The organism is Lishizhenia tianjinensis (genome assembly GCF_900116425.1).
GTDB lineage: Bacteria > Bacteroidota > Bacteroidia > Flavobacteriales_D > Crocinitomicaceae > Lishizhenia > Lishizhenia tianjinensis.
In genome coordinates, this window is record NZ_FPAS01000006.1 from 145374 (window position 1) to 160373 (window position 15000).

The window sequence follows — 15000 nt, forward strand, 5'->3', positions numbered from 1 at the left end:
GCGACTAATCAACAATTTTCTATAACCAACCCCAAATTTGTCCCCAAATCACCCAACCCAAACTTTCCCCGCGCTTTTTCCCATTTTAGCTCCTCCCTAACTCCCCTTTTTAATAAATCATTTTTATATTCGTTACATATTAATTGAAACACGAAATACAATGTTTGATAATAACGAGTTTAACAAATTTGCTACCAAGCACATGGGGATTAGCAGCATGCATTTAGGGCACTATGTTGAATCTTCTCTTACACCATATATCATCGAAGAAAGACAAATGAACATGACGCAAATGGACGTGTTCTCTCGTTTAATGATGGATAGAATTATTTTCTTGGGTACGGGTATTAACGACCAAGTTGCCAACATCATTAACGCGCAATTGTTGTTCTTAGAATCTGTAGATCCTAAAAAAGATATCCAAATCTACTTGAACTCTCCTGGAGGTTCTGTTTACGCTGGATTGGGTATTTACGATACGATGCAGTACATCAACCCAGATGTAGCTACAATTTGTACAGGTATGGCAGCTTCTATGGGTGCTGTTCTATTGTGTGCAGGTGCTGAAGGTAAAAGAACGGCTTTGAAACACTCAAGAGTAATGATACACCAACCTTTAGGTGGAGCGCAAGGACAAGCTTCTGATATCGAAATTACAGCAAGAGAAATCTTGAAATTGAAAAAAGAATTGTACGATATTATTGCACACCACTCTAAGCAACCTTTCGAAAAAGTAAGCGATGATTCTGATAGAGATTACTGGATGACTTCTAGCGAAGCAAAAGAATACGGAATGGTTGACGAAGTTTTGGTAAGAAAGTCAAAATAACGTAATTTTGTAAAAATTTATAAGAAAGGTCGTACCTAGGTTATGACCTTTTTTCAATTATAACTATGGCAAAAAAAGATAGTTCTTCTTGTTCCTTCTGTGGACGTCCTCGTGCACAAGTTGGCCTGTTGATCGCAGGAATCTCTGGTCATATCTGTGACCATTGTGTTGGACAAGCACAAACTATAATTAAAGAAGAGGTGGTGGATGATGGATACAACGGTGAAGATGCACCTTTGAATCTTTTGAAGCCGCAAGAAATTAAAGCTGCACTAGACGAGTATGTAATCGGTCAAGATGACGCCAAGAAGACATTGTCTGTTGCAGTTTACAATCACTACAAAAGGTTGAACCAAAGAGTTGAACCGGGTGATATAGAAATCGAAAAATCTAACGTTGTTTTGGTGGGTAGAACAGGTACGGGTAAAACTTTACTTGCAAAAACTATTGCCAAAATGTTAAACGTTCCTTTCTGTATTGCAGATGCGACGGTGTTAACGGAAGCAGGTTACGTAGGAGAAGATGTGGAAAGCATCTTGTCACGACTTTTACAAGCTGCCGATTACAATGCAAGTGCTGCAGAAAGAGGTATCGTATTTATAGATGAGATAGACAAGGTAGCGCGTAAGAGCGACAACCCTTCTATCACACGTGATGTTTCTGGTGAAGGTGTACAACAAGCTCTTCTTAAATTGTTAGAAGGAGCTACGGTTAACGTTCCACCGCAAGGAGGGCGTAAGCACCCAGAGCAGAAAATGATACAAATCGATACGAAAAACATCTTGTTTGTTTGTGGTGGTGCTTTCGACGGAATTGAGAAGTTGATCGCTAGCCGTGTGAACAGACAAACCATAGGTTTTGGGTCTTCTGAAGAAGAAAGAATTGATGGGGAAAGCTTGTTGAAATACATCAACCCTACAGATTTGAAAAGCTTTGGTTTAATACCAGAATTAATCGGTCGTTTCCCTGTGTTAACGCACTTAAACCCATTAGATGGAGCTTCTTTAAGACGTATTTTAACTGAGCCTAAAAATGCCTTGGTAAAACAATACGTGAAGTTGTTCGAATTGGACGGAATCGATTTGAAATTCGACGGAGAAGTATTGGATTACATCGTTGAGAAAGCCATAGAATTTAAGTTGGGAGCACGTGGATTAAGATCCATCTGTGAAGCCATCTTAACCGAAGCGATGTTCGATCTTCCTTCTAAAAACGAAACGGAATTCAAAGTAACCTTGGATTACGCGCAAAAACAATTCGCAAAATCAAAAATGGCCAAGCTCAAAGTAGCCTAAACTTTTTTTAAGAATATCGAAAGGACTGTCTGAAAAGATGGTCCTTTTTTATTAGACGCCTGGACAACTAGATGCCTAGACTGCTAGAAATGACTTTTTGAATTTTGATTTTTAAATTTTGAATTTCATTTGGCAAACACCCGGGTCTTCCGCTAAAGTTTACTTGTACAAATGTGTTTTTACCTCCTTCTTATTTTAGCTTCTTTGGTCGCTAAAAACAAAGCCTAAAAACTACCTTTCTACAGCGCAAAGCTACCACTCCACCCCCTGTTTGATAAAACTCTTTACTCTTGCTCAAACTCTTGCCTCCTCAATTCTCACCCTCTCCCTCAAACTGAATAACTCACACTCAACCTCACACTGACCTACTCCACCAATCCTTCTATCTCATCTTTTGCCACTACTCCAAAGGCAGAGTTTCTCCATTGCTTTTGCATCTTTCCATCCTTCACCAAAACAAATGTTGGATAACTCGAGGTAATTGTTCTGTAAAACGAATATGCCGAAGTCGTATCGACCTCATATTTACCTTCCGCTACTTCCTTATACAATTCCATATCTGAAATTCTATCCGAAAGCACAACCTGTCTTATCGCCAAATCAGGAGTTCTTTCCTTCAACTTTTTCAAAGTAGTCGTGGCTTCAAAACAATACGGACAACCCGGAATAGAAATCATTAACAATCCTTCCTCAAATCCATCTATGGTTGATTCTTCTTGCATCACAACTCCAGCTCCGGCAATATCTCCATCATAAATAGGATATTCCACAAAATGAAACGCGGCCATGGTTGTTGACAAAACAAAACTTAAAACAGGAAGTACAAATCGTTCTTTCCTTTGTTGTCTTCTACGCATATCCACTATATAGTAAATCGGTAAAATCCAAAGTAAAATGTATATCCACCATTTACTCATTGTCCAAGACCACCCCAAATCTATCAGGTACGCCGAAATAGCCTCACTGTAAAACGCCAATACGGCAACAGGAAGCAGAAGTATGTATTTTAAAAATTTCATCAGTCTATGATTTCTATATTGAAGTCAGGAGTAAAAGCCAATTTACCATCTACCTTTTCTTCACTACCTGGTTTTTCCAAGCCTTTGATCTTGGTTGTTTTTCCTTTTTGAATCAAATCCACCACTTGTTTACTGGTCAATTTTTTATTCAAGAATTGGAAAGGCAGTACAAATTTACATCCTGCTTTAAATTCGGAACAACCATAGGCTTTTTTACCTGTGAGTATGCTTCCTTGTTTACATTTCGGACATTTCAATTCGTCTATGCTTACCTTCTTTTTTGGAGCTGCTTTTTTCTTCGGCGCTTTCTTTTGCGCAGCCAATTCTTCGTCCGTTAAAATGGTGATTCCTTGCTCCACTTTTCTAAACATTACCTCATTGGTAATGCCCACAACCATTTCTATCAGCTCCTTTTTAAAGTCTTCTGCAGAATATTCTCCTTTCTCAATTAAACGCAACTTCTTCTCCCAATCTCCGGTTAATTCTGGAGATTTTAGAGTTTCATTGTGTATCGTATTGATCAAATCTATCCCCGTTTGTGTTGCAACTATATTCTTACGCTGACGCGCAATGTATCTTCTTCTAAAGAGCGTTTCTATGATATTGGCACGTGTAGAAGGTCTACCTATACCGTTATCTTTCATCAATTCACGCGCTTCTTCATCGTCTACATTTCTACCTGCAGTTTCCATGGATCGCAGCAGTGTTGCTTCCGTATAATACTTCGGAGCGGTAGTTTGCTTTTGGTCAACTCTGGGTTCATGCGGACCACTTTCTCCCTCTTCAAAAACAGGCATCAAGTTTTCTTCGTCCTTTTTCTTGGCTTTATCACCTGCATAAACTTCTCTCCATCCCGGACTTAAAACCTGTTTACCCGTCGCTTTAAATTCTAATTTTAAAACTTCTCCTAAAACCGTTGTATTACTTACGATACAATCTGGATAGAATACACTGATAAAACGTTTGGCCACCAAATCGTAAATCTTTCCTTCTTCAGGAGAAACACCACTTGGTACTACCCCTGTTGGAATAATAGCATGGTGATCGGTTACCTTTTTGTCGTTAAATACATTCTTCGACTTTGGAATAGGTTTCTCTAATAAAGGCGCCGTAAGTCGGGAGTAATACTGCATCTTTTGCAATATTCCCGGAACTTTTGGGTGTATATCTTCAGAAAGATAAGTGGTGTCTACTCTTGGGTAGGTCACATATTTCTTTTCATAAAGTCCTTGAATATATTTCAAGGTTAAATCTGCAGAATAACCATATTTCTTGTTGGCTTCTACCTGCAGTGCTGTAAGGTCAAACAATTTGGGAGGAGATTCCTTCCCTTCCTTTTGCTCAAAAGTTGTAATCGTAAATTCAGCTTCTTTGATTTTCTCCAAAGCATAATTTGCTTTTTCAACCTTTTGTATTTTCCCCAAAACACTGTTGAATTCGGTATCTCTGTACACCGTTCTTAATTCCCAGTAATCTTGAGGTTTAAAGTTTTGAATTTCTACTGTTCTGTCTACGATCATTGCCAAAGTTGGAGTTTGAACCCTACCTATAGAAAGCACTTGTTTTTGCTGACCATACTTCAAGGTAAACAAACGCGTAGAATTGATCCCCAACAACCAATCCCCTATAGCTCGCGAAGATCCTGCAGCGTATAGATTGTTGTAATCGTTGGCATCTTTTAGTTTTTCAAAACCTTCTTTAATTGCCTCTTCGGTCAAAGAAGAAATCCACAAACGCTTCACAGGAACCTTGCATTTTGCTAAATGCAATACCCAACGTTGTATCACCTCTCCCTCCTGGCCGGCATCGCCACAGTTTATAACTTCATCACAATTTTGAACGAGTCGAGATATGATAGAGAATTGTTTCTTAACCCCACTATCCTCCATCACTTTAATACCAAAACGCGAAGGAACCATGGGCAAATCCATGATGTTCCACCAGCGCCATCTTTCTACATAGTCGCGCGGTTCTTTCAATGTACACAAATGCCCGAAGGTCCATGTTACTTGGTAACCGTTTCCTTCGTAATAACCATCGTTGCGTTTCTTAGCACCTAATACTTCGGCTATATCTTTTGCTACACTGGGTTTCTCCGCTATGCAAACTTTCATAGAATACTTTAACCTTAGGCTTTGGTATATTTTTTAACTACAAAATCGTAAATGTCTTTCTCATCTTTCTGATGCGTCATCACCACTTCTTCCTTCCATTGAGAATAATCTACTTCCGGAAAAAAAGCATGTGCATCAAAGCTTTCTGCGATGTGGGTAATATACATCTCTTCCACTACCTCTTTTTCTAAAGCTAACTTATAAATCTCAGCTCCTCCAATTACAAAAAACACCCTATCATCTTTCAATGCTTGGTAATGTACAATGGCATCTTCCAAGGTATTGAATACAGTAGCTCCATCTAACTCCAAACCTTCTGAACGGGTTAAAACCACGTTCTCTCTTCCGGGTAAGGGTCTGTATTTTTCAGGAATAGAATCCCAATTTTTTCTACCCATCAAAACAACTTGACCTTTGGTAGAATCTTTAAAAAACTGCATGTCTTTCGGCAGGTGCCAAATCAGATCATTGTCTTTACCAATTTCTCTGTTTTCACCCATCGCAACGATTAGTGCTATCTTCATAAATGCGGTATTATACAGCTACTGGAGCTTTAATGTGTGGATGCGGTTCGTAATTCAACAACTCGAAATCTTCAAATTTGAAAGAGAAAATATCTTTCACATCAGGATTGATTTTCATTGTTGGAAGCGGTCTAAAATCTCTAGACAATTGCAATTCAGTTTGCTCAAAGTGATTTGAATACAAGTGTGCATCCCCAAAGGTATGGATAAACTCTCCTGCTTCTAACCCACAAACTTGCGCCAACATCATTGTAAATAAGGCATAACTCGCAATGTTAAAAGGCACACCTAAAAATACATCTGCAGAACGCTGATACAACTGACAGCTTAATTTACCATCCGCTACATAAAATTGGAACAAACAGTGACAAGGAGGTAAAGCCATGTTCTCAACATCGGCTACATTCCAAGCACTTACCAACAAACGTCTGGAATTTGGATTGTTTTTAATTTGATCTACTAATTGAGAAATTTGATCTATCGTCTCGCCATTCTTTCCAGGCCAAGACCTCCACTGGTGTCCGTAAACTGGTCCAAGATCTCCATTTTCATCAGCCCATTCATCCCAAATAGACACACCATTATCTTTCAGGTATTTGATATTTGTATCTCCTGAAATAAACCACAACAATTCGTGAATAATAGAACGCAAGTGAAGTTTTTTTGTGGTTACACACGGAAAACCTTCTGATAAATCAAATCTCATTTGATAACCAAAAACTGAACGTGTTCCAGTTCCAGTTCTGTCACCCTTGTCGGTTCCATTTTCTAAAATATGTCGAAGTAAATCGTGATATTGCTGCATCTCTTTCTGTATTAAGCTTTTGCCCACCCACTAAGAAAATAGGGATATAATTTGGCGTAAATCCGGTTTAAAAATAGTGAAAATAGCCGTTCATTACTAGGTCGAATATGAACACCAAAAGCCAGTTTTCAACAAAACAGCTCCGCCACTAAGAAGAACTTTCGTCTAACTAATTTATTAATGATTTATACAAAGAACTTCTATCTGTGATGATAAGGTTCATTTCGTAAAATTGTCATAGCCCTGTAGACTTGCTCCAAAAAGAACATTCGTACCATTTGATGAGAAAAGGTCATTTTACTTAAAGAAATCTTAGCATTTGCTTTCGCATACATCTCTGGTGAAAAGCCGTAGGGTCCGCCAATCACGAACACCAACCCATGTCCACCCTGATTAAATTTCTGTTGTAAGAAATCTGCGAACTGCTCAGAACTAAAAGTCTTCCCACCTTCATCCAATAAAAAGATCGTTTCACCCGCATTGATTTTAGAGAGTATCATTTCTCCTTCGGCTTGCTTAATCTGTTCTTCTGTGAGTTTCTTTGCGTTTTTCACATCAGGCAACTCTATGCGTTCGACAGGAAGGTAGTGTTTCAAACGTTTCAAATATTCGTTTTCCCCCTCCACTAAAAAGGACTTGGAAGTTTTCCCTACACAGATTAATTTTATTTTCATCGAACTTTGTATTTATAGAACAAAAGTAACATCTTTGAAAAACTTTACTAGTCTATTACTATGGGCATAATTATTGCGCTTAAGCAATAAAACACGAAGGAGAGAATGAAGTTATTACTTACTGTATTAACCACAATAATTTTTAGCATTAGCATAGCTGGAGAGATCCCTTATGATGCTCTCGCGAAAAATTTTAGTTCTCAACGGGCCGGTGAAATCATCAAATTAGGGAAGGAAAAGATTGCTATTACAGTTTACGGAAAGACGGGAGTATATAGTCACCAACAAGGAGAGCTTGTACTGAATAATTTTTTCAAAGCAAACCCTGCCCAATCCTTTAAGTTCATCTTTAAAGGAAAGAAACACGGAAACAGTTCTTATGCTATTGGAACCTATGTTTCCGACAAAAGTAATTTTCGGATCACACTTCAGTTTAAACTGGGTTCGGAAGGAAATTATTTAATTGAGCGGTTGACGATAGAAAAGGAATAAATGAGCTTTAGAGATTGGGCTCATTTTTTTTGGTTTTCACTTTGATTGGTCGCATGTTTGCCAAAACCTGAACTAGCCGTAAACACTATGCTTTGAACACGTTTTCACTCCTACTAGAGCACTTTTAAACGGATACAAAATCCATTATTGAGAGAAAATTCTAGCTATCACCTCGATATGTAAGATCAAAAAGCCCCGAAACTCCTTATGAATATTGACTTTTGAGGATTGGCAAACATGCGACTAATCAATAAATATAATCTTCTTCATCCACCAACCTCCTCAATAATTCCAAAACAAAAAAAGTCCGTACACCAAAAGCATACGGACTTTAATATTTTAAAACAAAGACTGAATTAAGCCTCAGCTCCTTCAAATGGAACTATAGATACGTAAGATCTATTGTTTTTCTTTTTTCTAAATTCAACTACACCGTCAACTAACGCGTATAATGTATGGTCTTTACCAATACCTACGTTGTTACCAGGGTGGTGCGCTGTTCCTCTTTGACGAACGATGATGTTACCAGCGATTGCTGCTTGTCCTCCAAAAATCTTAACTCCTAATCGTTTCGATTCTGATTCTCTACCGTTCTTCGAACTACCGACTCCTTTTTTATGTGCCATCTTTTTAAGTTTTTATTTCCGACCTGCGGAATTTATTTCTTACTAAGCTTTAATATCTGTAATAGTGATCGCAGTTAAATACTGACGATGACCATTTTTCTTTTTGTAACCTTTTCTTCTTTTCTTTTTGAAGACGATTACTTTATCTCCTTTCAAGTGCTCTTCAACTTTCGCTGAAACTTTTGCACCTTCTATAGCTGGGGCGCCAACATTTACAGCTCCTTTATCGTCTGTTAACAAAACTCTGTCAAACTCTACAGTTGAACCTTCTTCTGCTTGCAAACGGTGAACGTAAACCTTTTGGTCTTTTTGCACCTTAAACTGCTGCCCTGCTATCTCTACAATTGCGTACATAGCTTAATTATTAAATTAATTTCAAAAATCGAGCTGCAAAGATAGAAAATTAAATTCAACCATCAAACTCTTTTCACCGCAATTTTATTCGCAATATAGACTCCAGCCAATATAACTGTCATGGCCAAGACCTGATAAACGGTAATTCTCTCACCGTCTAACATGCCGAACAATACTGCTACCATTGGGATAAAGTAAGTTACACTACTCGCAAACAGAGCTGTTGAATTGGCTATCAATTGATTAAAAATAATTACAGCCAAAGCCGTTCCCACAAGAGAAAGTATAGAAATATATCCTAAACCACTCAAAGCGTGTGGATTGCTAGACAAGGTATCTTGCACCCCGAAATACCAACCTAAAACAAGGGCGGGTAGCAAGGTAAACAAGAAGGCCATACTCGTAATCGCAAAGGGCTTTATGCCTTGTAGGTTGTTTTTTATAGTATTCACCGAAGTTGCATAACACAAGGTAGCTAAGACTATGGCCAAAATATGCCACCATGATCCAGAACTGCTCAAATCTGCTCCGGCCATCATCAACCAAACAATACCTACCGCGCCTATTACAACTCCAACTACCTGTAGTCGGTTTAAGCGTTGTTGAAAAACAATCATACCTATTAATAAGGTAAAAATTGGGGTGAAGCTGTTCAACATCCCTGCATAACCCGACGAAAGTTCCGTTTCTGCGTAGGTAAACATAAATGCCGGAATAAAGTTCCCTAAAAACCCTACTACCATAATACTTAGTACGGTTTTTAAATTCTTAATTTTCGACAAATGTTGAAATGCGAACGGACCTAATGCTAGTCCTGCTAAGGCCATACGTAATGCCCCGACTTGTGTATTGGAAAAAATCTCATCTCCAGAAGCCTTGTCTATCATCCCCCTTTTCATTAAAATAAAGGAAGACCCCCAAACACAGGCCAGAAATAAAAGCGTTAACCAGTTTTTTGTTTCTTTTTGCATGGCGCAAAGATAGTTCAAGTATCTAGATTAAGAAGCGCACTTTTACACCTCCCCGAGGATTGCTATTTATTTGTATTTGAACATCAATCCGGTTCCTATAAAACTTAATTCACCACACTGCGATATATCACAAATCATTTGTATATTTGTTGGAAATTAAACAGCGATGAAACCCTTCACCCTCATAGCATTACTAGGTATAGTTTCCTTAAGCGCATGCAACAATGAAGCGAATACAGAAGAGATTACTTCCGAGCACAATGAAGTGGTGAGGCAAGAACAGGCGCATGACCCTGCTAGTGTTGATGCCAACGCAAGTGTTAATCTTGAAGTTGAAGGCATGATGTGTGTGATGGGCTGCGGTTCGGAAATCAGAAAGCACTTATATGCCACCAGAGCCGTGAAAAGCGTAAGTTTTGATTTTCTAGAGGGACGTAAAAAAAATACGGCAACCATACACTACAACGCCAACGCAATAACAGCTGATAAATTAATTGAAACCATAGAAGATATCGAAAGTTCTGACTTTAACGCAAATCTTCAAGAAGAAAAGGAAGAGGCTAAAGATAAAGCAGAAAATTTTGAAAACGATGAGGACGCGAGTTTGATTAACGTAAAAACTAAAAATATTTCTTTACCTAATCTTACAGAAATTTTACACCATTTGTTCTTCTAGGCTCCAACCACTATTTTCCACCATCAATACTTTCCTTTCTCCTCGAAACTTTCTATTTTCATCTCATGATAGAGGTGATAAATCCATTTACAAAAGATAAGATAAAAGCGCTTGCCCTGCATACTGATGAAGAGGTAGAGCAAAAAATAATTAATGCTCAAAAGGTTCAAAAAGAACTCAAGGACTTTACTCCTTTTGAGCGTTCTCAAGCCTTACATTTCATTGCTCAAGAAATAGAACGAAGAAAAGGCGAATTCACCGACCTCATCATTCAGGAAGCTGCGAAACCAAGAATTTATGCCGCGGGAGAAGTCGATAGAGCCATACAAACTTTTACCATAGCCGCTGAAGAAGCCTTGAGGCCGCCACACGAATTAATGGAACTGGGAAGATCTTTAAAAACGGCTCAAAAAATTGGGGAGATACGTTACTTTTCCGCAGGCATCGTATTTGGAATTTCTCCCTTTAACTTCCCCCTTAATTTAGCCGTGCACAAAGTAGCCCCTGCCATTGCAACGGGTTCCCCCATTCTTTTAAAACCTTCTTCAAAAACTCCATTGACTGCTGAATTGCTTTTAGAAGTAATTCAGGCGAGTAAGCTCCCTAAACACAGCGTTCAACTCGTGCATTGCTCTCGAGAAAAAGGCAATGAATTAGTTGCTGATGAAAGAATTGCAGTTTTATCCTTCACGGGGTCACCAGCAGTAGGTTGGAAAATGAAACAAAATGCTGGCAAGAAAAAAGTTGTGCTAGAACTAGGAGGGAATGCAGCAGCTATTGTGTGCAAGGATGCGGATATAGAAGATGCCGTAAACAAACTTATGGTTGGAGCTTGGGCCTACGCTGGACAAGTATGTATACACACCCAGCGTATTTATGTAGCCGAAGAAATTTATGATCAATTTTTAGAGATGTTTAAAATCGCTACACTAAACCTTGTTCATGGAAATCCAGATGAAGATACCACCAACTTTTCGTGTATGATAGATGATGCGAATACACAACGCGTTCTGTCATGGATAGAAGAAGCCGAAAATCAAGGGGCTCAATTAGAATTTGGAGGAAAAGTGGAGAACAATATTCTTTCTCCCACCCTACTTTCTGCTACCACAAAAGGAATGAAAGTTAGGGATGAAGAAGTGTTTGGACCTGTGGTTTGCATTGCCCCTTTTGAGAACTTAAAACAAGCTATTGAGGAGGTAAATGATACCAAATGGGGACTACAAGCCTCTATTTTCACTGATTCTATTTCTAATTTAAACCTCGCTTTTAATGAATTGGAAGTGGGCGGTGTGATACACAACGAAGCCACTACTTTTAGAGTAGACAATATGCCTTATGGAGGAATAAAAGACTCAGGTTTTGGAAGAGAAGGAGTGCGATACGCGATGCACGATTATCTCGAGGCTAAAATTCTTGTGAAAAACAAATAACTACTTGCTGGGGAGGTAGATAACATCTCCGTTGATTCGCAGATACCCTACCTTTCCATCTTGTATCACTTGAACTACATCTGATGCTACTTTCTCTAAATAATCATAAACGGGTGGAATGACTTCCTTTCCCTGCGCATCAATGAGTCCAACTTTTGCACTTTCTTTGGTCTGAAAATATCGTCCCCCACAGTTACTTAATTCTCTATACCCTGGATAAGCTTGTAATTCACCAGTCTTGTCTATCAGCGTCCATCCTTCTAAATATTTAACCGCGGCATACCCATTTACAAAAGGTTTTGCATCTTCAAAAAAGTAATAGAACTGCTTTTCTAAAAGGGTATCAATAAAATAAAATTGTTGATCTTTTTCTACAAGTAAAAATCCATAATCACAAAATTCTCCCTCTACCTCATCACATAAAAAAGATAGATCTTCCGAAGGATTGTACACGTTCACTTTATAATCTTGCTTGCGTACACGCATTTTGATAAACCCATTTTTCAGGTAACGACAAGAGTAATTTTCTTCCAAAAGAAACACCTGGTTATTGGCTGTAACAAAAGCAATACATTCCTTCATTGCTCTCCCCATTAAAAGTCGCACGCCATCTTCTTGTTCTTCTAGGTAATCGAAACTAGGAACAGTAGTTTTCAAGTGATCTCCTTCGAAAATGTTTACACTATCCTCCTTCCACACAAAAACTAAACCTCCGCTCAAGACAACTTTTTGTCCTTTGTATTTAACTCTCCCTTTTCCCTCAGGTGAAGGGTAATATATGCTCTTATCCCCTTTCAACAACAGATACCCTTCTCCCAACTTGTCCAATTCTATCTTCTTTTGCAAGGGAAATTTTTCCACCAATTCAAAGTCTTTGGAATAAAGCTTTTGCTCATAGCCTGTTGTCAATAAGATATAGGCATTATTTACTACGGCCTCTTTTATATCAAACGGACTCAATGTATCTCCATTCACATGTATCACAGCCATTTTGCTTCCTTTCTTGGCTAAATACAATTCATCACTCAACCATTGTTCAGCCTCTGGCATTTCTATGGCCTTTTCTAGACCATCAGTCCCATACAAGAACATTCGTCTTTTCTTTCTAAAATAATAATCTTCAAAAGGCGTAAACTTTATGTATTTCGATCCTTCATACAATACATTCCCCGCTTGATTTAACAATAGCTTCTCTCGCCCTTTTGTCAACAACAAAAACTCCTTAGTGAATTTACTCGGTTGATAATTCACATAAGGCAATTGATTCAATTGTGCATCGTAGACCACACTTTCCTTGATAAAGCGATAAGCCTTAAAAAGAGTATCTCCAAATTCCTTTAAACGCTTGATATTGGAATACTCCAAGGGTGTAATTACAGAATCGGCTTTAATAATTCCATACTTTCCTGCTCGGGCAACAATTGCAGTTCCCTTTTGAAAGGGATAAGCATCCGTAAAGGCCTCTTCAAAAATAGCTTGAGCTTGTTCGTCGTAAAAATTGAATTCCTTTTCTACAATCACATTACTTCGACGCTTAATAAAATCCGCTTCCTGTTTTAGACCATTCAACTCGTATTCAAAAGAATACCTATACAATTTAAAGTTATCCCTTTTAAAGCGGGTATCACTTTCCGTCCTTTTTAACAAAACATTTTCTCCATTGGTCATTTTCACCCCCAACCTATAATCTGTAAAACCTTGGAAAACAGAAAATACTTCTTGCGTATTATCTTTTCGTATGACACTGAAATTTTCTGGCGTTAAAACACGTACAAACTCTTCACCGTTAAGATGATAAACCTTCGTAAACTCTTGGTTAAATGGAAAAACTCCCATAAGCTCATGATTAACCAGCAAAAGAACTTGCCTATTGTGAGACCAAGAGAAGCCTACACTGTCCATCACTTTAGGTTTAAAAAATCTAGGAGAAACAATGATAGAATCATTCATCTTTACTCCCCATCTCACAGCATGTATGTAGACGCTATCTCGTGCTGTTCGTAATTCTGGTGCCAAAAGGCGAAAAATAGTATCGCTGTACCAAACATCCGGCAAAGTGTATTCTTTCTCCTCTCGAAAGCTAATATCCATTTCTTGGTTGGAGGACCTAAAACCGTAAACACTCACCACATTCTCGAATTCCTTGCTCCCTACAACTTTATTGTCTTGAAGGTAGTATTGAGTCATCCCTGTGCCAGTATACCCCTTTATTATGGGTAAATTGATTCTGATCTGATCAAAATACTTCCCCAGTAAATCTCTACCATCCTCCGTATACAACTTATACCTTCCCTTCTCCTCTACTTGAAAATACTTTTGAGTCGAGAAATAAACTACACGCTCAAATTTCATGGGAAGTACGGGCCGTAATAAACTATCAACCACCCCATGCTTAGCTCCGTTTTTGATTTCAAAATAAGTCTTATTTATTCTTCGGGTAATACAACCTTTTGTGGCGGTAATTTGACCTTCCTTGGAATAAAGCGTAGTACTATCTTCTTTAGAGAGGTATAAATAGTCTCCCCTTACATGTATATCCTGAATGCTTTGCCAAGTGGTATCCTCATTCTTTTTATAAAACAAAACACTGTCCTCAAAACTTAGTAATTGAGCCTCATGTCCTACCAAATAACTATAGCTCATGGATTTGTAAACAAAACTATTTAAGTAAGCATCGAAATACATTTTATAGCCTTTATCATTGTAATGAAAAGCTATCAAATCATCTCTAATTTCACTTACCGTTGGTTTGATATCAAGCACCTTGAATCTAACGGTTTGAGTATGTAATAAAACTGTTTGCTGCTCGCAACGAAAAAGAAACCAATGCGCTCCCATGGCGGAGGCTTGTTCGATATCCTTGAATAAAACTTTCTTGGTAGAAATTTGATAAATATTATCTTGATTGCCTTGAAACAAACGTACTAGATCAGGACCTAACACCTCAATTTTATCATAGGATAACGGAAGTACAACTTCATTTTGTAGGTTTACCAAACCAAATTTATCACCCTCACCTTTCGCTACAGATAACCCGTATTTAAATACGGAAAGACCTCTATATTTTGGTTGCACGATGATCTGACCTTCTTCATTAATCACACCCCACCTTCCATCTTTTAGGATGGGAAACTGACCAAAAGACCAAGCACTAATAAATACTATGAAAAGAATCAGGTACTTCATGG

Annotated in this window: 14 protein-coding genes; 5 read left to right on the forward strand and 9 right to left on the reverse strand. The window is 38.3% G+C overall.

Going from position 1 to position 15000, the window contains the following annotated elements:
• Window positions 1–160: 160 nt before the first annotated feature.
• Together clpP and clpX are read left to right on the forward strand one after the other, a co-directional pair.
• The gene (gene clpP, locus BM327_RS14630; RefSeq protein WP_090252524.1) at window positions 161–829 is read left to right on the forward strand and encodes an ATP-dependent Clp endopeptidase proteolytic subunit ClpP; all 669 of its coding nucleotides are present in this window, start codon (window positions 161–163) and stop codon (window positions 827–829) included.
• Between the two features lie 65 nt (window positions 830–894).
• The gene (gene clpX, locus BM327_RS14635) at window positions 895–2124 is read left to right on the forward strand and encodes an ATP-dependent Clp protease ATP-binding subunit ClpX (RefSeq protein WP_090252528.1); all 1230 of its coding nucleotides are present in this window, start codon (window positions 895–897) and stop codon (window positions 2122–2124) included.
• Window positions 2125–2489: 365 nt separating this feature from the next.
• Here the strand turns inward: clpX and BM327_RS14640 are convergent, their stop codons facing one another.
• The 5 genes from BM327_RS14640 to rlmH all read right to left on the reverse strand — a co-directional run bounded on the left by BM327_RS14640 (window position 2490) and on the right by rlmH (window position 7260).
• Window positions 2490–3143 (reverse strand): thioredoxin family protein, encoded by a 654-nt coding sequence (locus tag BM327_RS14640; protein ID WP_090252531.1) that lies wholly within the window; start codon window positions 3141–3143, stop codon window positions 2490–2492.
• Window positions 3143–5257 carry a type IA DNA topoisomerase gene (locus BM327_RS14645; RefSeq protein WP_090252535.1) on the reverse strand — a complete coding sequence of 705 codons (2115 nt, stop codon included), beginning with the start codon at window positions 5255–5257 and terminating at the stop codon, window positions 3143–3145. The genes BM327_RS14640 and BM327_RS14645 overlap by 1 nt, the downstream gene beginning before the upstream one ends.
• 14 nt (window positions 5258–5271) lie before the next feature.
• Complete coding sequence (locus tag BM327_RS14650; protein WP_090252540.1) at window positions 5272–5781, reverse strand: dihydrofolate reductase; 510 nt, start codon at window positions 5779–5781, stop codon at window positions 5272–5274.
• Window positions 5782–5791: 10 nt separating this feature from the next.
• A complete protein-coding gene (locus tag BM327_RS14655) occupies window positions 5792–6586 on the reverse strand; it encodes a thymidylate synthase (RefSeq protein WP_090252545.1) in 795 nt (264 codons plus the stop codon).
• Between the two features lie 200 nt (window positions 6587–6786).
• A complete protein-coding gene (gene rlmH / locus BM327_RS14660; protein WP_090252549.1) occupies window positions 6787–7260 on the reverse strand; it encodes a 23S rRNA (pseudouridine(1915)-N(3))-methyltransferase RlmH in 474 nt (157 codons plus the stop codon).
• 105 nt (window positions 7261–7365) lie between these two features.
• Here rlmH and BM327_RS14665 point away from each other — a divergent pair, with 105 nt between their 5' ends.
• Window positions 7366–7752, forward strand: a complete 387-nt coding sequence (locus tag BM327_RS14665; protein WP_090252552.1) for a DUF4783 domain-containing protein — start codon at window positions 7366–7368, stop codon at window positions 7750–7752.
• 356 nt (window positions 7753–8108) lie between these two features.
• Here the strand turns inward: BM327_RS14665 and rpmA are convergent, their stop codons facing one another.
• From rpmA to BM327_RS14680, 3 genes are all read right to left on the reverse strand, one after another.
• Entirely contained in the window at window positions 8109–8378 is a 270-nt protein-coding gene (rpmA, locus tag BM327_RS14670; protein ID WP_090252556.1) for a 50S ribosomal protein L27, read from the reverse strand.
• Between the two features lie 42 nt (window positions 8379–8420).
• Window positions 8421–8732, reverse strand: coding sequence for a 50S ribosomal protein L21 (gene rplU, locus BM327_RS14675; RefSeq protein WP_090252559.1), 312 nt, complete (start codon window positions 8730–8732; stop codon window positions 8421–8423).
• A 62-nt stretch (window positions 8733–8794) separates the two neighbouring features.
• A complete protein-coding gene (locus tag BM327_RS14680; protein WP_090252565.1) occupies window positions 8795–9703 on the reverse strand; it encodes a DMT family transporter in 909 nt (302 codons plus the stop codon).
• A gap of 166 nt (window positions 9704–9869) precedes the next feature.
• On the opposite strand from BM327_RS14680, the gene BM327_RS14685 reads away from it, so the two are divergent.
• Complete coding sequence (locus BM327_RS14685) at window positions 9870–10379, forward strand: cation transporter (RefSeq protein WP_090252573.1); 510 nt, start codon at window positions 9870–9872, stop codon at window positions 10377–10379.
• A gap of 65 nt (window positions 10380–10444) precedes the next feature.
• Entirely contained in the window at window positions 10445–11812 is a 1368-nt protein-coding gene (locus tag BM327_RS14690) for an aldehyde dehydrogenase family protein (protein WP_090252576.1), read from the forward strand.
• Here the strand turns inward: BM327_RS14690 and BM327_RS14695 are convergent, their stop codons facing one another.
• Window positions 11813–14998: a WG repeat-containing protein gene (locus BM327_RS14695; protein WP_090252581.1), complete on the reverse strand. Its 3186-nt coding sequence runs from the start codon at window positions 14996–14998 to the stop codon at window positions 11813–11815.
• Window positions 14999–15000: the final 2 nt, after the last annotated feature.